This is a genomic window from Neisseria sp. HMSC065C04, assembly GCF_001815375.1.
Classification (GTDB): domain Bacteria; phylum Pseudomonadota; class Gammaproteobacteria; order Burkholderiales; family Neisseriaceae; genus Neisseria; species Neisseria flavescens_D.
The window spans coordinates 1-16,248 of sequence record NZ_KV820384.1 but is presented as its reverse complement, the minus strand read 5'-3'; the positions used below and the strand labels follow the sequence as shown (position 1 = coordinate 16,248).

The 16,248-nt window shown below is 50.3% G+C and carries 14 protein-coding genes; 4 read left to right on the top strand and 10 right to left on the bottom strand.

What is annotated here, in order from left to right:
• Positions 1 to 41: 41 nt before the first annotated feature.
• The 3 genes from HMPREF3022_RS01565 to HMPREF3022_RS01555 all read right to left on the bottom strand — a co-directional run bounded on the left by HMPREF3022_RS01565 (position 42) and on the right by HMPREF3022_RS01555 (position 2,899).
• Positions 42 to 542, bottom strand: a complete 501-nt coding sequence (locus tag HMPREF3022_RS01565) for a glycosyltransferase family 9 protein (RefSeq protein WP_210399648.1) — start codon at positions 540 to 542, stop codon at positions 42 to 44.
• Positions 543 to 750: 208 nt separating this feature from the next.
• Positions 751 to 1,239: a GNAT family N-acetyltransferase gene (locus HMPREF3022_RS01560; protein ID WP_036472879.1), complete on the bottom strand. Its 489-nt coding sequence runs from the start codon at positions 1,237 to 1,239 to the stop codon at positions 751 to 753.
• A 130-nt stretch (positions 1,240 to 1,369) separates the two neighbouring features.
• Complete coding sequence (locus HMPREF3022_RS01555) at positions 1,370 to 2,899, bottom strand: helicase HerA-like domain-containing protein (RefSeq protein WP_049331744.1); 1,530 nt, start codon at positions 2,897 to 2,899, stop codon at positions 1,370 to 1,372.
• A gap of 241 nt (positions 2,900 to 3,140) precedes the next feature.
• Between HMPREF3022_RS01555 and HMPREF3022_RS01550 the strand changes: the two genes are divergently transcribed.
• Together HMPREF3022_RS01550 and murI are read left to right on the top strand one after the other, a co-directional pair.
• Positions 3,141 to 4,370: a multidrug effflux MFS transporter gene (locus HMPREF3022_RS01550; protein ID WP_049331748.1), complete on the top strand. Its 1,230-nt coding sequence runs from the start codon at positions 3,141 to 3,143 to the stop codon at positions 4,368 to 4,370.
• 61 nt (positions 4,371 to 4,431) lie between these two features.
• The gene (gene murI / locus HMPREF3022_RS01545; protein WP_049331752.1) at positions 4,432 to 5,241 is read left to right on the top strand and encodes a glutamate racemase; all 810 of its coding nucleotides are present in this window, start codon (positions 4,432 to 4,434) and stop codon (positions 5,239 to 5,241) included.
• Between the two features lie 71 nt (positions 5,242 to 5,312).
• Here the strand turns inward: murI and HMPREF3022_RS01540 are convergent, their stop codons facing one another.
• The 5 genes from HMPREF3022_RS01540 to HMPREF3022_RS01520 all read right to left on the bottom strand — a co-directional run bounded on the left by HMPREF3022_RS01540 (position 5,313) and on the right by HMPREF3022_RS01520 (position 10,718).
• A complete protein-coding gene (locus tag HMPREF3022_RS01540; RefSeq protein WP_049331754.1) occupies positions 5,313 to 5,852 on the bottom strand; it encodes a hypothetical protein in 540 nt (179 codons plus the stop codon).
• Between the two features lie 149 nt (positions 5,853 to 6,001).
• The gene (gene xth, locus HMPREF3022_RS01535) at positions 6,002 to 6,772 is read right to left on the bottom strand and encodes an exodeoxyribonuclease III (RefSeq protein WP_049331756.1); all 771 of its coding nucleotides are present in this window, start codon (positions 6,770 to 6,772) and stop codon (positions 6,002 to 6,004) included.
• A gap of 167 nt (positions 6,773 to 6,939) precedes the next feature.
• On the bottom strand, positions 6,940 to 7,218 hold the full coding sequence (locus HMPREF3022_RS01530) for an ArsR/SmtB family transcription factor (protein WP_049331758.1): 279 nt from the start codon (positions 7,216 to 7,218) through the stop codon (positions 6,940 to 6,942).
• Between the two features lie 416 nt (positions 7,219 to 7,634).
• On the bottom strand, positions 7,635 to 9,416 hold the full coding sequence (locus HMPREF3022_RS01525) for an extracellular solute-binding protein (RefSeq protein ID WP_070607349.1): 1,782 nt from the start codon (positions 9,414 to 9,416) through the stop codon (positions 7,635 to 7,637).
• 99 nt (positions 9,417 to 9,515) lie between these two features.
• A complete protein-coding gene (locus HMPREF3022_RS01520; RefSeq protein WP_070765035.1) occupies positions 9,516 to 10,718 on the bottom strand; it encodes a YihY family inner membrane protein in 1,203 nt (400 codons plus the stop codon).
• A gap of 98 nt (positions 10,719 to 10,816) precedes the next feature.
• On the opposite strand from HMPREF3022_RS01520, the gene wrbA reads away from it, so the two are divergent.
• Positions 10,817 to 11,422 carry an NAD(P)H:quinone oxidoreductase gene (wrbA, locus tag HMPREF3022_RS01515; RefSeq protein ID WP_070765034.1) on the top strand — a complete coding sequence of 202 codons (606 nt, stop codon included), beginning with the start codon at positions 10,817 to 10,819 and terminating at the stop codon, positions 11,420 to 11,422.
• A 209-nt stretch (positions 11,423 to 11,631) separates the two neighbouring features.
• Complete coding sequence (locus HMPREF3022_RS01510) at positions 11,632 to 13,809, top strand: TonB-dependent siderophore receptor (protein WP_070765033.1); 2,178 nt, start codon at positions 11,632 to 11,634, stop codon at positions 13,807 to 13,809.
• Positions 13,810 to 13,997: 188 nt separating this feature from the next.
• Here the strand turns inward: HMPREF3022_RS01510 and aroG are convergent, their stop codons facing one another.
• Both aroG and HMPREF3022_RS01500 read right to left on the bottom strand, forming a co-directional pair.
• On the bottom strand, positions 13,998 to 15,041 hold the full coding sequence (gene aroG / locus HMPREF3022_RS01505) for a 3-deoxy-7-phosphoheptulonate synthase AroG (RefSeq protein WP_070765032.1): 1,044 nt from the start codon (positions 15,039 to 15,041) through the stop codon (positions 13,998 to 14,000).
• 278 nt (positions 15,042 to 15,319) lie between these two features.
• Positions 15,320 to 15,997, bottom strand: a complete 678-nt coding sequence (locus HMPREF3022_RS01500; RefSeq protein WP_049332207.1) for a TIGR02117 family protein — start codon at positions 15,995 to 15,997, stop codon at positions 15,320 to 15,322.
• Positions 15,998 to 16,248 lie beyond the last annotated feature (251 nt).

Sequence of the window (16,248 nt, the reverse complement as noted above, 5' to 3'; positions counted from 1 at the left end):
GATAAATAAAAGGCCGTCTGAAATTGATTTTCAGACGGCCTTTAATGCTGTTTTTTATCGGCGATGTTGCGGTTGAAAATGTGGTAGTTTTCTTTGGCAAAGCCGATGTTGTAGGGCGCGCTGATGCTGCGGATTAAAACCAAATCGCGGTTGCGCACCAATACGGTGGGATCGATAACGACATCATATTGCCCTGCAATCGAGCGGCCGGTTTCCCGATACGAGCGGCTGCTTTTGGCTTGGACAATATGCACCGCGTCGATATGCGGATTGGCGTCAAACAGGCTGCGGTTGGCCTCGGTGCAGACCACGCCGATGCGGATGTGCGGCGCGGATTTTTTGATTTCGCGAAAGGCAAACGAGCTGACGATGTAGTCGCCGATTTTGCCGTCTTGGCGCAAAAACAGAATGCCGCCGATATTCTCCGGCGCAAGCGGCTTTTCAGACGGCACCGGCGCACGGTTGAGCCACGCCTTGCCCGCACGGATGCGCAGCGTTTGCAGGCGTTTTTTGATGGCTTTGAACAGGGTTTTAGCGGTCATTTTTGGGGTCTTTTGGGTGCGGACGGCCTATTCGTTCCCTCTCCTGCTTGCGGGGGAGAGCTAGGGTGGGGGCGTTTGCGGCTTCGGGAACATTACGAGGCGGCGGCAAAGCGTTTCTGTGAAACGCCACCCCCTCCCCAACCCTCCCCCGCGCGAGCGCAGGAGAGGGAGTTGGAAACCGGTCGTTTTCAGTTTTTCAGACGGCCTTTTACCGAATCGTTTTGCTGTAAATATATTGCAGCCCCTTTGTGCCCATAAAGGTTCGCCCCGTATCGGCAAATCCGCAGCTTTGGTACAGGCCGATGGCGGCGCGGTTGGCGTGGTGTACGCCGAACACGATTTCGTCGCAGTCGGGCAATATGCTGCGGATGAGCGGCGCCAATTTATCGTCAGCCAGCGCCGCGCGGGCGCAGCCTTGACCCTGATATGCGGGGTTGACCGACATCGAGCGCAGCAATACGGCGCGGGGGTTGGCGCTGTAAGTAAGGCGGTCGCTGCCTTTATCAAGGATGAAAAATCCGATGGGGCGGTTTTGGCACAAAATGGTTACGGCCAAACAGTCGGGCGCGGCGAACCGGCCGTTTTGCAGCCGCTCTTGGGGCGAAACCGAGTATTGTGCTTGCTCTCCGTGCAGACGGTAGTCCAAATCGGCGGCGTGTGCGGGGTCGTACAGCACAAGGGTAACGGTTTGGGGCATGGCGTGTTTTCCTGTTTGGCGGGCACTTGGCTTGTTTTCAGGCTGCTTTGAGGCCGTCTGAAAGCAAGGTGTCGGATACAAGTATCCGACTTGCGGCTATTGCAATAAAGGCAGTATGTTTGCAGGCTGATTATTTGAACATATTTTTAATAATGCCCATTACGCTGCGTGAAATGGCGTTGGTTACTTGGCGGTTGATTTGGCTGCCGATGGCGTCGGCAACGTTGTAGCCCAAACCTTGGCCGGATTTTTTACGTCCGCCGCTCAAACCGCCGATCAGTCCGCCGAGGATGCCGGGATCGGCATTGGCAGCTTCTTTTTCTGCGGCTTTTTGTGCTTTTTCCTGCTCTTTAGCGGCATTTGCGGCTTCTTTTTCAGCGGCAGCCTGGCTGTCTGCTTCGGCCAATGCTTCAAAAGCGGAGTAGTTGTCCACCATGTCTTTGTAGGTTGGATACAAATCGTCGTTTTGGAACAAGCGGTTGCGTTCCTCTGCGGCAAGCGGGGTTAAGGAAGATTGCGGCGGCAGGATGAGAGCGCGTTCTACCGGCTCGGGCATACCTTTTTCATCAAGGAAGGAAACGAGGGCTTCGCCGACGCCGAGTTCGGCAATCGCTTCGGCAACTTTGATGTTTGGGTTGCTGCGGAAGGTTTCGGCAGCAGCTTTGACTGCTTTTTGGTCGCGCGGTGTGAAGGCGCGCAGGGCGTGTTGTACGCGGTTACCCAGTTGGCCGAGAATGGTGTCGGGTAAGTCGAGCGGGTTTTGGGTGACGAAATAGACGCCCACGCCTTTGGAGCGGATCAGGCGCACGACTTGTTCGATTTGTTCGACCAGTGCATTGGCGGCATTGTCGAACATTAAATGCGCTTCATCGAAGAACATCACGAATTTTGGTTTGTCCAAATCGCCGACTTCAGGCAGGGTTTCAAACAATTCTGCCAGCATCCACAGTAAAAACGCGCTGTACATACGCGGCGAGCGCATCAGTTTTTCGGAATTGAGGATGTTGATGATGCCTTTGCCGTTGTCGGTTTGCATCCAGTCTTGCAGGTTGAGGGAAGGTTCGCCGAAGAATTTTTCTGCGCCTTCGTTTTCCAAAGTCAGCAGTTGGCGTTGAATCGCGCCAATACTGGCGGCGGAGACGTTGCCGTATTGCGTGCGGTATTCCGAAGCGTGGTCGGAAACGTGTTTCAGCATGCTGCGCAGGTCTTTCAAGTCCAGAATGTGCCAGCCTCTGTCGTCGGCAACTTTGAACACGAGGTTCAACAGACCTTCCTGCGTGTCGTTCAGGTTCATCAGGCGGGCCAAAAGCATAGGGCCCATTTCGGAAACAGTCACGCGCACCGGAATACCGGTTTCGCCGTAAACATCCCAAAAGCGCACGGGGAAACTTTGCAGCCATTGTTCGCCCAAACCAAACTCGGCGATGCGTTCGCCCACTTTGCCGCTGTTTGCACCGGCCTGAGCGATGCCCGACAAATCGCCTTTGACATCGACCAAGAATACAGGGATGCCTTCGCTGCTGAAGGCTTCCGCCATGCGGCGCAGGGTAACGGTTTTACCCGTACCGGTCGCGCCGGCGATCAAGCCGTGGCGGTTAGCCATTTTGCCTTGGATTTCGAGCGTTTTCCCGTCGGTACGCGCAATTTGAAATGTAGTCATGATTATTCCTTAGAATCCGTGATGTGAAACAATTTGTTGTCTTAAAAAACAAGCATTTTAACGTTTGCGGCGAGGGGATTCAACCAAGCAAAGTTTCAGACGGCCTTAAGTTTTGCAAAGGTTTTTTTGCAGTGATTGGACAAGGTTGAAATCTGCTATAATTCCATCCAATCTGCAACCGTCTGACAAGGCGGTTGTTTTCTTTGTTTTTTGAATATTTTTTACGAAAGCGAAAGTCGGAATGACTGCACAACAAGCCCCTTTGGGCGAAAAAACCATGGCCGTGCTGATGGCGATGTTGGTCGCGCTGATGCCGTTTTCTGTCGATGCTTATCTGCCTGCGATTCCCGAAATGGCGAAGTCGCTGGGTTCGGACATCCACCGTATTGAGCAAAGCCTGAGCTTTTTTATGTTTGGCGTGGCGTTTGGTCAGGTGGTCGGCGGTTCGATTTCGGATATTAAAGGCCGCAAACCTGTCGCCTTGGTGGGCTTGAGCATTTACTTTGCCGCCGTTGTCGGTTTGACGATGGTGAATAATGTTGAGCAGCTGCTTAACTTGCGTGCCTTGCAGGCATTTGGCGCGGGGATGACCGTGGTGATTTCCGGCGCGATGGTGCGCGATTATTATTCCGGACGCAAAGCCGCGCAGATGTTTGCCTTAATCGGCATTATTCTGATGATTGTGCCGCTGCTGGCGCCGATGATTGGTGCAGGCTTGCAGAATTTGGGCGGCTGGCGCATGATTTTCGGTTTTCTGGCCTGCTATTCGCTGCTGCTTTGGGGTTTGATGTGGTATTTCCTACCTAAGCCGCACCAAAAAGGCAAAATCAGCATGGACGTGTTCGGCGTGGTGGCCGGCAGGTTTAAACGCGTTTTGAGGACGCGCGCCGCGATGGGCTATTTGTTTTTCCAAGCTTTCAGTTTCGGTTCGATGTTTGCCTTTTTGACCGAATCGTCGTTTGTGTACCAACAACTGTATCATGTTTCACCAAACCAATATGCTTGGATATTTGCGCTCAATATCATTACCATGATGTCGTTTAACCGCATTACCGCATGGCGTTTGAAAACCGGTACACATCCGCAAAACATCCTCAAATGGGGCATTATTGTCCAATTTACCGCCAATCTGCTGATGGCGGTTTTGGTGTTGTCGCTGTCTTTGCCGCCTTTGTGGGCTTTGGTGCTGTGCGTGATGTTTTCAGTCGGTACGCAAGGCTTGGTCGGTGCGAACACTCAAGCCTGCTTTATGAGCTATTTCAGTGCAGAGGGCGGCAGCGCAAATGCGGTTTTAGGCGTGTTCCAATCCCTCATCGGCGCATCGGTTGGCATGGCAACGACTTGGCTGCATAATGGTTCTGCCTTGGTAATGGCCGGTATGATGTTGAGTTCGACTATATGCGGTATCGTGCTGTTGTGGATTTGCTCGCATCAGGCTTGGGTAGAAAACGATAAAAAAGAATATGTTTAACCTTCAGGCCGTCTGAAAAACGGTTTCAGACGGCCTCAACTTTATATTGAAGAAATTAACCATGAGTACCAGCAAACAACGCCCCATCGGCGTATTCGATTCCGGCGTCGGCGGCTTGACCAACGTCCGCGCCCTGATGGAACGCCTGCCGATGGAAAACATCATCTATTTCGGCGATACCGCACGCGTTCCCTACGGCACCAAATCCCGCGCTACCATCGAAACCTTCGCCATGCAGATTGTCGATTTCCTGCTGGAAAACGATGTCAAAGCACTCGTCATCGCGTGCAACACCATCGCCGCCGTTGCCGGACAAAAAATCCGCCAAAAAGCAGGCAATATGCCCGTATTGGACGTTATCTCAGCCGGTGCGGAAGCCGCTTTGCAAACCACCAAAAACAACCGAATCGGCATTATCGCGACCAATACCACCGTCAACAGCAATGCCTACGCGCGCGCTATCCATTCGAAAAACAATGACACGCTGGTGCGCACACAAGCCGCGCCCTTGCTTGTGCCATTGGTAGAAGAGGGCTGGCTCGATCACGAAGTCACCCGCCTGACCGTACGCGAGTACCTGAAGCCACTCTTGGCCGACGACATCGACACGCTGGTGTTGGGTTGTACCCACTTCCCACTGCTCAAACCGCTTATCGGCCGCGAAGCACAAAACGTCACCTTGGTCGATTCCGCCATCACCACTGCCGAAGCCACCGCCAAAGCCTTGGCGCAAGCAGGTTTGCTAAATACAGAAAACGACAATCCGGATTACCGCTTCTACGTCAGCGACATCCCACTGCGTTTCCGCACCATCGGCGAACGCTTCTTAGGCAGAAGTATGGAGCAGATTGAGATGGTAACGTTGGGTTGATGGGTGATATTAAAGGCCGTCTGAAAGGTAAAAATAAGAAGGTCGTCTGAATATTAACAGACGACCTTTTTTCATATTTTGGTTTTCAATAGACGTAAAGACATTAAAAATCTTACAAACCTAGATTTATCAGCGTAGCCCATAACAACATTTTTTGATATAGCCATTTCAATAACTGTATCAGCATATCTTATTTGTTCATTAATACCATTAGATGGTTTTATTTCATCATGTGCATAAAATATAATAACTTCATGACCAATTTTAAAAAGGTTAATATCTTTTCTGTTATTTGTATAGATACTTTCATTCCATGTTCGGCCATCAGGCAATATCAGTTCGAATGAATTAACTGAGTCTTGGCTATCTTGGCCTGCTTTATAGCATCTTTTTATTACTCCTCTAATAATATTTGTTTTCATCACTTTGTTTTTTATATTTTCCCACCAGAGTTCAGATCCATATAACCCTAAATTCCCTTTTAAACCAACATGCGGCTTATTGGGGTCTAGGGTTACTTGTTGAACCAGATGCATAAAGCTTGGATCTCTTTCTATTTCAATAGAAAGATCATAGACTAATTTAAAATCCTCATTAATATCTAGTAACATATGTACTCCTAAATCTTCAAACTTTGTTCTTATTGTAATCTCAAAAACAAATAGATTTGAGAATTCAATCTATATTTTATTGTGCACAATACCAAGGCCGTCTGAAATCCAGTTTTTAGACGGCCTTATTGTCTATATTGCTTCAAAATCTAACAGTCAAACTCTGCAATTACCGGCGCATGGTCGCTGGGGCGTTCTTGGGCGCGGGTTTCTAAGTCGACGGTGACGTCGGTAAGGGTGGCGGCAAGTTCAGGGCTGCTGAGGATATGGTCGATGCGCAGGCCGAGTTTGCGTTGGAACATGGCGCCGCGGTAGTCGAACCATGTGTAGAACGCGCCTTCGGGGTGGATTTTGCGTAGGCTGTCGGTCAGACCGAGGTCGAGCAGGTTTTTAAACCATTGTCTTTCGATGGAGGAGCAATGGATTTTTTCGTGCCATTTTTCGGGGTCGTAGCAGTCGGCATCGGCCGGGGTGATATTGAAGTCGCCGAGCAGGACGAGTTTGGGGTGGGCGGCCATTTCGGCGCGGACGAATTCGGTCAATGCGGCAAACCATTGTTCTTTGTATTGGAATTTTGGGCTGTCCAGGGCTTCGCCGTTGACGCAATAGACGTTGATGACGCGCACGCCGTTGATGGTGGCGGCGATGACGCGGCGTTGCGGGTCGTTGGGGAGGGCGGGCAGGCCGCAATGTACGTCTTGTGGTTCGTAGCGGCTGATGATGGCGACGCCGTTGTAGGTTTTTTGGCCGCTCCAGACGCAGTGCCAGCCCATCATTTGCAGGGCAGCGGCCGGGAATTTGTCTTGGTCTAGTTTGAGTTCTTGTAAGGCGAGTATGTCGGCTTGGTGGTCGGCCAGCCAGTTTTGTACTTGGGGCAGGCGGACGTTGAGGGAATTGACGTTCCAAGTGGCGATTTTCATGATGTTTCCGTGTGTGCTGTTGGGTGGGAAGGCGGCGGATTGCGCCTGTGGGCATGGGCGGTATTGTATAGCGGATTGGTTTATTTTTCGATATGGGCTGAAAGGGGCAGGCCGTCTGAAAGCTGATGTTTCAGACGGCCTTGATGTTGTGATGTGGAATAATTTGTTTATTCGGCTTGGTCTTTGAGCGTGCGCAGGGTATTGAGGATGGTGGTGGCTTCTTCGGAGATGATGCGGTATTCGATGATGCGGTGGTAGCGCGTGAAATCGATGATGCCTTCGGTGCGCAGGCGTGCGAGGTGGTTGGCAATGCCGGTTGGGGAGGAGTCGAGCGCTTGTGCCAGTTCGGTAATGCTGCGGTCGCCGTCAAGCAGTAGAAAAAGGATGGCCATACGTTCGGGGTTGGCAATCAGTTTGAGAATGGTAGAGAGACGCTTGATTTCCATATTATTGTTCCTTTTGTCTGTTATATGAATGCTTGATTTAGGTTAAATTTGGATGATTGTAGTTTTTATTAAGATTAACCTTATAATTCAAATCCTTACCTTGAAGTGTACACGGTTTTGTAAAATTTGAGGGCATTGTTTTACAATTTTTTTGTTCATTTTCGATATTTTGCTTCGGTTGCGAAAATGGATTGAAAAGAGACGAAAAGGCCGTCTGAAATGTTCCGTTGCAGATGATTTTGCTGACGGATGTTTCAGACGGCCTTTGATTTGGTTTTAAGTTGTTTTTTTCTTTTATGTTTGTTTGAAATCAGTCGATTGATTGTTTTTAAACAAACAACAAGGTTTTATGATTATATGCTTAGGACTACACACTAAGGGCTTGTCAGACGCTTGTACGTGTTGTCGAAATGCAACTACTTTTTCTTCCAGCCTGCGGTCATGGCGAAGGTGATGGGGTCGTAGTATTTCGGCAGCTTGGACGGAATGCCTACATCGTTACGGTACACGACGCGGTAGCGGTCGGCGAACCAGTTTGGAACGATGGTGTATTGGTGGCGGATCAGTCGGTCGAGTGCGCGCGAGGTGGTTTGCAGCTCTTGGCGGTTGGTAAAGCTGTTGAAATGGGTCAGCAGTTTTTCGACCGCAGGATGACAGACGCCAGATAGATTGCGGCTGCCTTCGGTTTTGGCGGCGGCGCAGCTGAAGTAGTCGTATTGCTCGTTGCCGGGACTTTCGCTGTTGCCGTAGTAGCCGGTGGTTACGTCAAAATCGAAGTCGTTCATGCGTTTTTGGTACACGGCGGAATCGGCGGTGCGCACGTTCATGGTAATGCCGATTTTGGCAAGGTCGCGCTGCCATTTGGCGGTAATGCGTTCGTAGTTTTTGCTTGGGGCGAGGAATTCAAAGGTCAGCGGTTTGCCTTGTTTGTCGACTGCTTTGCCGTTTTTGTATTGATAGCCGCCTTTTTCAAGCAAGGCGCGTGCTTTGAGCAGGTTCGGGCGCACGCCCAGTTTGGGGTCGGTAACCGGCGGCATAGGGACGTCTTGATCCAATACGCCGTCGGGCAGCTTGGTGCCCAATGATTTGAGTAATGCAGTTTCTGCGCTGTCAGGCTTGCCGGTTGCGGCCATGGTGCTGTTGGTGAAGAAGCTGTCGGTGCGGCGGTATGCGCCGTAGAAGATGCGGCTGTTGACGCTTTCGTAGTCGAAGCTTTCAATCAAGGCGCGGCGGACGTAAATATTGTCCAAGGGCTTGTGGCGCATATTGATGACGAAGCCTTGCATGCCGGCTGTGCTGTTTTGTACCCATTCGTGTTTGGACAGATTGCGTTTTTTGAGGACTTCGTCGGAGTAGGCGCGCGCCCAGTTGCGGGCGACGTTTTCTTGTACGAAGTCATATTGGCCGCCTTTCAGCCCTTCGATGCGGACAACTTCGTCTTTGACGTATTTGATGCGGATGTGGTCGTAGTTGTAGCGGCCTTTGCGCACGGGCAGGTTTTGCGCCCAGTAGTTTTTGTCGCGGACAAACTCGCTGATGCGGCCGTTTTCGGCTTTGGCAAAACGGTAGGGGCCGGAGCCAATGGGCAGGCTGTTGGGCGCGGCTGCCAGGCCTTTGGGATAGCTTTTATGCGAGAAGACGGGCAGGCTGCCGAGAATCATGTGCAATTCTGAGTTGCGCTGCTTGAAGCGGAACACGACGGTGCGGTCGTTGGGCGTTTCCACTTTGGCCACGTCGCTCCAGTAGAAGTGGTACATGGGGGCGGCGGCTTTGTCTTTGGTCAGGATGTTAAATGAAGCGGCAACGTCTTTGGCTAAAACGGGGTCGCCGTTGTGGAATTTGGCTTTGGGGTTGATTTTGAAGGTAACGGAAAGGCCGTCCGGCGCCAGGGCGATGTCTTCGGCAATCAGCCCGTAAACGGCGTAAGGTTCGTCCATGCTTTGCTCGGTCAGGGTGTCGAGCGTCAGCATGCTGATGCCGTATTCGTGATTGCCTTTGAGGGTAAAGGGGTTGAGCGTGTCAAAAGCACCGAGGAAAGGCGTGGTAAATGAGCCGCCTTTTGGGGCGTTGGGATTGACGTATTCGAAAGCGGTGAAGTTGGCCGGATATTTGGGTGGTTGGCCAAGGCCTACGCCGTGGGCGGCAAAGGCGGCAGATGGAATCAAACCAAGCAGCGAGAGTAGGGCTGGTGTTTTCATCTATTTTTCCTTGTAGGTCGAATGTAGTATTCAGTAGTGTGCCGATTATAGCAAAGGCCGTCTGAAACTTGATATTTTTGGTTTCAGACGGCGTCAGGTTTAAGAGGATTGTTTTTTCGTATGGGCGCCGAACTCGGCCAGCGTCATATTCAAGGTTTCCAAGCAGGGCTGCATAATGTGGTCAACCGTTTGATTGACCTTGTCTTTATTAAGCGTTTGCGGACGGTAGACGAAGAGTTTGAACAGCTCTGCCAAGTCGATGGACTCCGCCCCCATTTTCAAGACCCAGCCCTGACGGCCGGAATAGACATAACCGTGTCGCGCCAGTTTTTCTAAAAGCTCGCCCAATTCGTCGAAGCCCATATTGATATGCCGTCTGAACTCCTGCACCGGCAATGCCTTGCCGTTTTGTTGGGCAGAATCGAGCAGCAGCAGGATTTTCAATACATCGTCAAAGCGGCCGCGCGCATCCAGACTGCGGCGGAACGCTTCGCCGCGCCAGTAGGACAGGGACGAGGTCAAAACCGCGCCGCCCAATACCAGCGTCCATAACAGGTTGAGCCACAACAGGAAAAACGGTACAGCGGCAAATGCGCCATAAATTGATTTGTAGCCGTCAAAGTTGCCCATGTACCAAGCGAACAAAAAGCGTGCCGTTTCCAAGCAAAACGCCGTTACAGCCGCGCCGACCAAAGCATGGCTGGCAGGCACGAAACGGTTGGGCACAAAGCGGTACAAGCCCCACAGCAGCAGCGTAATAAATGAAACCGTAGTGATAACCCTCAGCCATTCCGAGCCGCCCACCACTTGCACCTGACCGATCACGACCGACAAGCCCACGCCCAGAGACAAAGGCCCAAACGTCAGCAACGCCCAATACACCAAAAACTGCATCATCCAGGGCCGTTGCGAATTGACGCGCCAAATCCGGTTGAACGCATTGTCTATCGTCCGAATCAGCATCAGCGAGGTTACGACCAACATCACACTGCCGATGGCCGTCAGCTTGGTGGCCTTATCGCGGAACGCATTGATGTAGTCGAACACCATGTCCGCACCCTGCGGCACAATGGTGCGGTTGATAAAAGAGACAAATTCCCCCGACCATTGGTCGAAAACGGGGAAGGCCGAAGCGATGACGACCATCACCGTCAATACGGGCACCAAAGCCAAAAGCGTCGTAAACGTCATGCTTGCCGCCACCTGCGGCACACGCTCGTCATCAAAACGGCGCACGACAAACCAAGCAAACGCCACGCCCTTACTTTTCAAAAAATCTTGCCACCATTGCGAAAACGGCATAACCTTTTCCCACTTTTGAATAGAAATTTTTCTTTTCAGACGGCCCGAGTATTCAAAAGGCCGTCTGAAACCTGACAGCATTGTAACGGAAACCCCAAATGAACCCAAATCCCCTGAAAATCCTCGTCCTCTTTTATTCCCAAAACGGCAGCACGCGCAACCTTGCCCGCCAAATCGCACGCGGTATCGAAAGCGTGGACGGTTGCGAAGCCGTATTGCGTACCGTGCCCAAAGTTTCCACCGTTTGCGAAGCCGTTGAAAAAGCCGTTCCCGACGAAGGCGCGCCCTACGCGACTGCCGACGACCTCAAAAATTGCGCCGGTCTCGCGCTCGGCAGCCCGACACGTTTCGGCAATATGGCCGCCGCGATGAAATACTTTATCGACGGCACCATTCCCCTTTGGCTCGGCGCAGAACTCGTCGGCAAGCCTGCCACCGTATTCACCAGCACATCTTCGCTGCACGGCGGCCAAGAAACTACCCTGCTGACCATGATACTGCCCCTGTTGCACCACGGCATGGTCATCAGCGGCATTCCCTATACCGAGTCCGCGCTCAGCAATACCCAAAGCGGCGGTACGCCTTACGGCGCAAGCCATGTTTCCGGCCACGACAGCAAGCCGGCATTGACCGCCGAAGAGAACGACATTGCCTTTGCACAAGGTAAACGTTTGGCAGAATTGGCACGAAAATTGGCAGACTGATTTTTTGTAATAAAAAGATTGAGGCCGTCTGAAAACCTGATGATTCAGTTTTTAGACGGCCTTTTTAGTTATTTATAACTAGCAAACAAATAAATATTTCTAATTAAACAAACTACTTAGAAAATAGGGATTGAAACATAGTTTCATCGGACTACATCTTTTTGATAGAATCTGCCACCAAATTAAAACATCAGCTAACTGGAGAAGCTATGTCACTACCCGTATTTCCCTATGGCAAATTAAGCTTTGCCGTCAGTCTGGCTTTGTGTTCGGCGTATTCTTTCGCAACCGAAGTAGAAAATAACCAGCCGCAAGAACGTGTCGATTTGCCGACAGTTACCGTCCAAGGTGTCGGAAAACAGACTACTTCCAACTACACCATTCCCGCTTCTTCCGCCGCGACAGGCATCCGCCTGACCCAGCGCGAAACGCCGCAGTCCTTGTCTGTCGTTACCGAAAAACAAATGGACGACCAAGGTTTGGATACCTTGCAGGACGTGTTGAAACAAACGCCGGGCGTGTTCCACAGCAAAATGGGCAACAACGTCTCCGGCCACAGCCAATTTATTTCGCGCAGTCAGGCGATTGACAGCATTTCCGTGGACGGCGCGCCCAAATTCCTTTACGACGGTAAAGCCATCCGCCGCGGCACCAACAATCTGGACAGCGCATTGTACGAACAAGTCGTAGTAGTGCGCGGCGCAAGCGGTTTGTCCAACGGCGGTATGGGCGAGCCGGGCGGTACGGTTGCGTTGGAACGTAAAAAACCGACTGCCAAGCCAGCCATCAGCGTGGAAGCCGGTGTCGGTTTGTGGAACCACTACCGTTTCGTCCTTGATGCCAATCATCCTCTGAATGCCGACAATACCTTGCGCGGCCGCGCCATTTTGGTCAGCGACCACGGCGGCGATTACCTGCCGAACACATCGCGCCATAATCACACTTTCTATGGCATTCTGTCTTACGACCTTACGCCGCAAACCCAATGGCGCCTCGGTACGGAAATACACCGTTTCCGCAATACCGGCAGCTCGCGTTTCAGCTATCTGACCGCAGCAGGTTCGCGCCGTACTGGATTCATACCGTTTGAGTCTTCGCCGCGCAGCAATTCTTCCGCACGCTGGGCATACGGCAAAGACACCAGTGCCGAAGTATTCACTTCCCTCAGCCATGAGTTTGACAACGGCTGGAAACTAACTGGTGATTACAGCCATGTTTCGGGTAAAAACGACATCGTTTCAGGCATTGCCGGTACATACGAAATCAATACCAATTACTCTGCGCTTTTCACATCCGACCGCGACCGCAGCAAATACCGCGACCAGAATTTTTCATTGGCCTTGGACGGCCATTATCCGGCGTTGGGCCGCTCGCACGAGTTCAATGTCGGCATCAGCTATCAGGACAACAAAGAAAACCTGTCTTTCTATGAAGAGGGCGAGTCGATGATTCCTGATTTGCGCCTCTTTAACGGCAATATCGCCAAACCCGATATGCCATATCTTCGCGATGGTTTTTCACGCATGAAAAACCTGTCGGTTTACGGCTCGACCCGTTTCAAACTGACCGACAAGCTCGCCTTTATCGGCGGCAGCCGTTTTGTGGATTGGCGTTACCGTTACAGCACCAGCCGTAACAAATTCGCACACAGCAGCCACAAACAAAATGTTTTCATTCCTTATTTAGGCGTAACCTACGACATCGGCGACAATCTGACTGCCTATGCGTCTTACACCACCATTTTCCGTCCGCAAGTGCGTTACCTGACCAAAGACGGCGCAGCGCTCAAACCGCAGCGAGGCAAAACCTACGAGACCGGTTTGAAAGCCTCATGGTTTGACGGCCGTCTGAATGCTTCCGCCTCCGTCTTTATGAACAAACGCGACCATTTGGGCGTTGTCGCAGGCAAATTCGCGAATGGCGAGGAATACTACCGTGCAGCCGACAACACCACAACAAAAGGCGTGGAACTCTCTGTCGGCGGCCGCCTGAGCGATAAATGGCTGCTGAATGCGTCTTATGCACGTTCTAAAATCAAAGACAGCGAAGGGGTTCAACTGCATCCGTCTTATCCGGTTCATTTGTTCAAACTCTTTACCGCGTATGACGTGACCGACCGTTTGAACCTGGGGGCCAACGTCAACTGGCAAAGCCGCAGCCACACACTGGACGAATACCCGGCAGACATCAATCCGGCCGCCGCCGCTGCATTGACCCAACGCCCATACGCTACGCTGGACTTGACCGCGCATTACAAAATCGGCAAATCCACCCGCATCGGTTTAGACTTTGAAAACGTGTTCAACAAACGCTACCGCACCATGCCGGATATTCACGTCTACGGCACGCCGCGTAGTGTGACTGCGACGGTTAAACATACGTTTTAATTGAAAAGAAAAGTAGGAGAGGCCGTCTGAAAACCTGAATGTTCGGGTTTTCAGACGGCCTGAATTTTTTCTCATATTGTTTTAATGTTGAACCTGACTAAAATTTGCTCGGTATCTCGAGTGAAGAAATCAAAATGACAGACACAAAAAAGACCGGAACATATCCGGTCTTTTTAATGATGTCGCACTTACGCTTGATAACCTTTCGCTTCGGCAAGCAGGGCCAGCAATTCTTCAGTCGTATCCCAACCGATGCAGGCATCCGTAATACTTTGACCGTAAACTTCAGGCTTGTCTTGGCGGCCTTCAACCAAGTGGCTTTCCACCATCACGCCCATAATGTGTTTTTCACCGGCTTTCAGTTGCGCCGCAACATCGCGCGCCACGTCCATTTGTTTGCGGAAGTCTTTACGGCTGTTGGCATGGCTGCAGTCCACCATCAGGTTGCTGCTCACGCCGGCTTTTTGAAGCTGTGCCACCGCGTCTTTAACGTGTTCCGCGCTGTAATTAGGCTCTTTACCGCCACGCAAAATCGCATGGCAGTCAGGGTTGCCGCTGGTGTGGACAATCGCGGAATGACCGGCTTTGGTTACAGACAGGAAGTGGTGCGGATGATTGGCGGCGCCGATGGCGTCGATGGCGATTTTCAGATTGCCGTCCGTACCGTTTTTAAAACCGACAGGGCAGGAGAGGCCGCTGGCCAATTCGCGGTGTACCTGGCTTTCAGTCGTGCGCGCACCAATCGCGCCCCAAGAAATCAGGTCGGCGTAGTATTGCGGCGTAATCATGTCCAAGAATTCAGTCGAAGCAGGCATGCCCATTTCGTTCAAAGTCAGCAACAACTGACGCGCTTGGCGTAGGCCGTAGTTGATGTCAAACGTACCGTCCAAGTGCGGATCGTTAATGAGACCTTTCCAGCCAACGGTTGTACGCGGTTTTTCAAAATACACGCGCATTACAATCAGCAGCTCTTTCTCATATTTTTTGCGCAAGGGCAGCAATTTTTGCGCATATTCAACCGCCGCCTTGGTATCGTGAATTGAACATGGGCCGATGATGACCAGCAAACGGTTGTCGCGGCCGTGAACCAAATCCGCAATTTCATGACGTGTTTTATAAACCAAATTGGCAACCTGAGGCGTAACAGGCAGCTCATACAAATGTGCGATTGGGGGAAGTAACTCTTTGACTTCCTTGATCTTAATATCGTCGGTAGGGTGGTGTTGGGACATGATGAACTCTCTTGTTTATTTTTGATACAGGTTACAGGTTTTAGCAGAATTAAACAAGGCTTAGTTTTTTGTTTTAGCAATTTTATTCTAAAATTTCTTTATTTTAATTATTTTATAGAATTTAAAATTAGTTTATTTGTAAAAATTAATATTTAATGCTATTAAAAAATTTCATTTATATAATAAAGGGCTTTGGGTTTTTATCAAAATACAGGCCGTCTGAAAATGTTCAGACGGCCTGAAGTCTTACATAGACCAAAAATTGAGAAGCGTGAAGGCTATCGGTATTGTTCCAGCAAGGGCGAAGAGAAAGGAGTCCAATACACACCTTTAAGGCCGCTTTCAACCAATTTGTCATTCAACCAAGTGTTACAAGTATTGAATAAATGATAGCGTCCTTTGGCTTCGTAAAAAGCATCGTTAGACTGATGATGGATTCCTTTTAGCAAGATGGGTTGCCCATTTTCTTGTTGAAAACCGGCCAAGAGCGATTTTGTTAAATTCCTGTATTGCTCAGGCGTGACCAAAAATTTGACGACGTGGCTATTTTCTCGTGGTTCAAAAGGATAATAAGTAACATGAATCAGCGTACGGTTCAGCCCGCTTAATGCACCTAACGCATTGGAGAAAGTCAAATCTTTCCACTCAGGCGTGTATAAATAAAAATTGCGCTCCCCCCAGCCTAAACCGATATGCGTTATCTGAGGATCAGCAGTGAGCGTGTCTTTTGGATTGACGACATCCGACCAATCAAAAATATCATTCTTCAGCGGCATGACTACATCAGTATGCACACCGTTACTGACTAAAAATAAAGTAATTTCCCCTTTAGGCTGCTCTTCATTAAGAGGCAACGAAGCCATCATCCAAGCAGATAAAAAATACAATAGGGCAAAAATAGGGATAATCAGCGCTATTTTGCCGATTTTCTTGAGGATGTGGAGAAAGGAGCGCATTCGTTTTTTTAAAGGCAATTAAGTTTGAAGGTGTGTATTTTCCATTAAATTTGTACTTTTTTCATTAGAAATGAGTGGATGGTATCATAAATAAGCGGACGGTATAGTTATTAAAAAAATAGTTATATTTAGAAGTTGATTCACGCAAATTTCTTAAAAATTTAATTGGAGAGAGTTTTAAGGTTTGTTGATAAGGGGATTAAAATCAACTGGATTTATTACCTTTCAGACGGCCTTTTTTCCATCTATCC

Coding starts and splice junctions, on each gene's coding strand:
- HMPREF3022_RS01565 (WP_210399648.1), bottom strand. CDS start 542: ATGACCGCTAAAACCCTGTTCAAAGCCATCAAAAAACGCCTGCAAACG.
- HMPREF3022_RS01560 (WP_036472879.1), bottom strand. CDS start 1,239: ATGCCCCAAACCGTTACCCTTGTGCTGTACGACCCCGCACACGCCGCC.
- HMPREF3022_RS01555 (WP_049331744.1), bottom strand. CDS start 2,899: ATGACTACATTTCAAATTGCGCGTACCGACGGGAAAACGCTCGAAATC.
- HMPREF3022_RS01550 (WP_049331748.1), top strand. CDS start 3,141: ATGACTGCACAACAAGCCCCTTTGGGCGAAAAAACCATGGCCGTGCTG.
- murI (WP_049331752.1), top strand. CDS start 4,432: ATGAGTACCAGCAAACAACGCCCCATCGGCGTATTCGATTCCGGCGTC.
- HMPREF3022_RS01540 (WP_049331754.1), bottom strand. CDS start 5,852: ATGTTACTAGATATTAATGAGGATTTTAAATTAGTCTATGATCTTTCT.
- xth (WP_049331756.1), bottom strand. CDS start 6,772: ATGAAAATCGCCACTTGGAACGTCAATTCCCTCAACGTCCGCCTGCCC.
- HMPREF3022_RS01530 (WP_049331758.1), bottom strand. CDS start 7,218: ATGGAAATCAAGCGTCTCTCTACCATTCTCAAACTGATTGCCAACCCC.
- HMPREF3022_RS01525 (WP_070607349.1), bottom strand. CDS start 9,416: ATGAAAACACCAGCCCTACTCTCGCTGCTTGGTTTGATTCCATCTGCC.
- HMPREF3022_RS01520 (WP_070765035.1), bottom strand. CDS start 10,718: ATGCCGTTTTCGCAATGGTGGCAAGATTTTTTGAAAAGTAAGGGCGTG.
- wrbA (WP_070765034.1), top strand. CDS start 10,817: ATGAACCCAAATCCCCTGAAAATCCTCGTCCTCTTTTATTCCCAAAAC.
- HMPREF3022_RS01510 (WP_070765033.1), top strand. CDS start 11,632: ATGTCACTACCCGTATTTCCCTATGGCAAATTAAGCTTTGCCGTCAGT.
- aroG (WP_070765032.1), bottom strand. CDS start 15,041: ATGTCCCAACACCACCCTACCGACGATATTAAGATCAAGGAAGTCAAA.
- HMPREF3022_RS01500 (WP_049332207.1), bottom strand. CDS start 15,997: ATGCGCTCCTTTCTCCACATCCTCAAGAAAATCGGCAAAATAGCGCTG.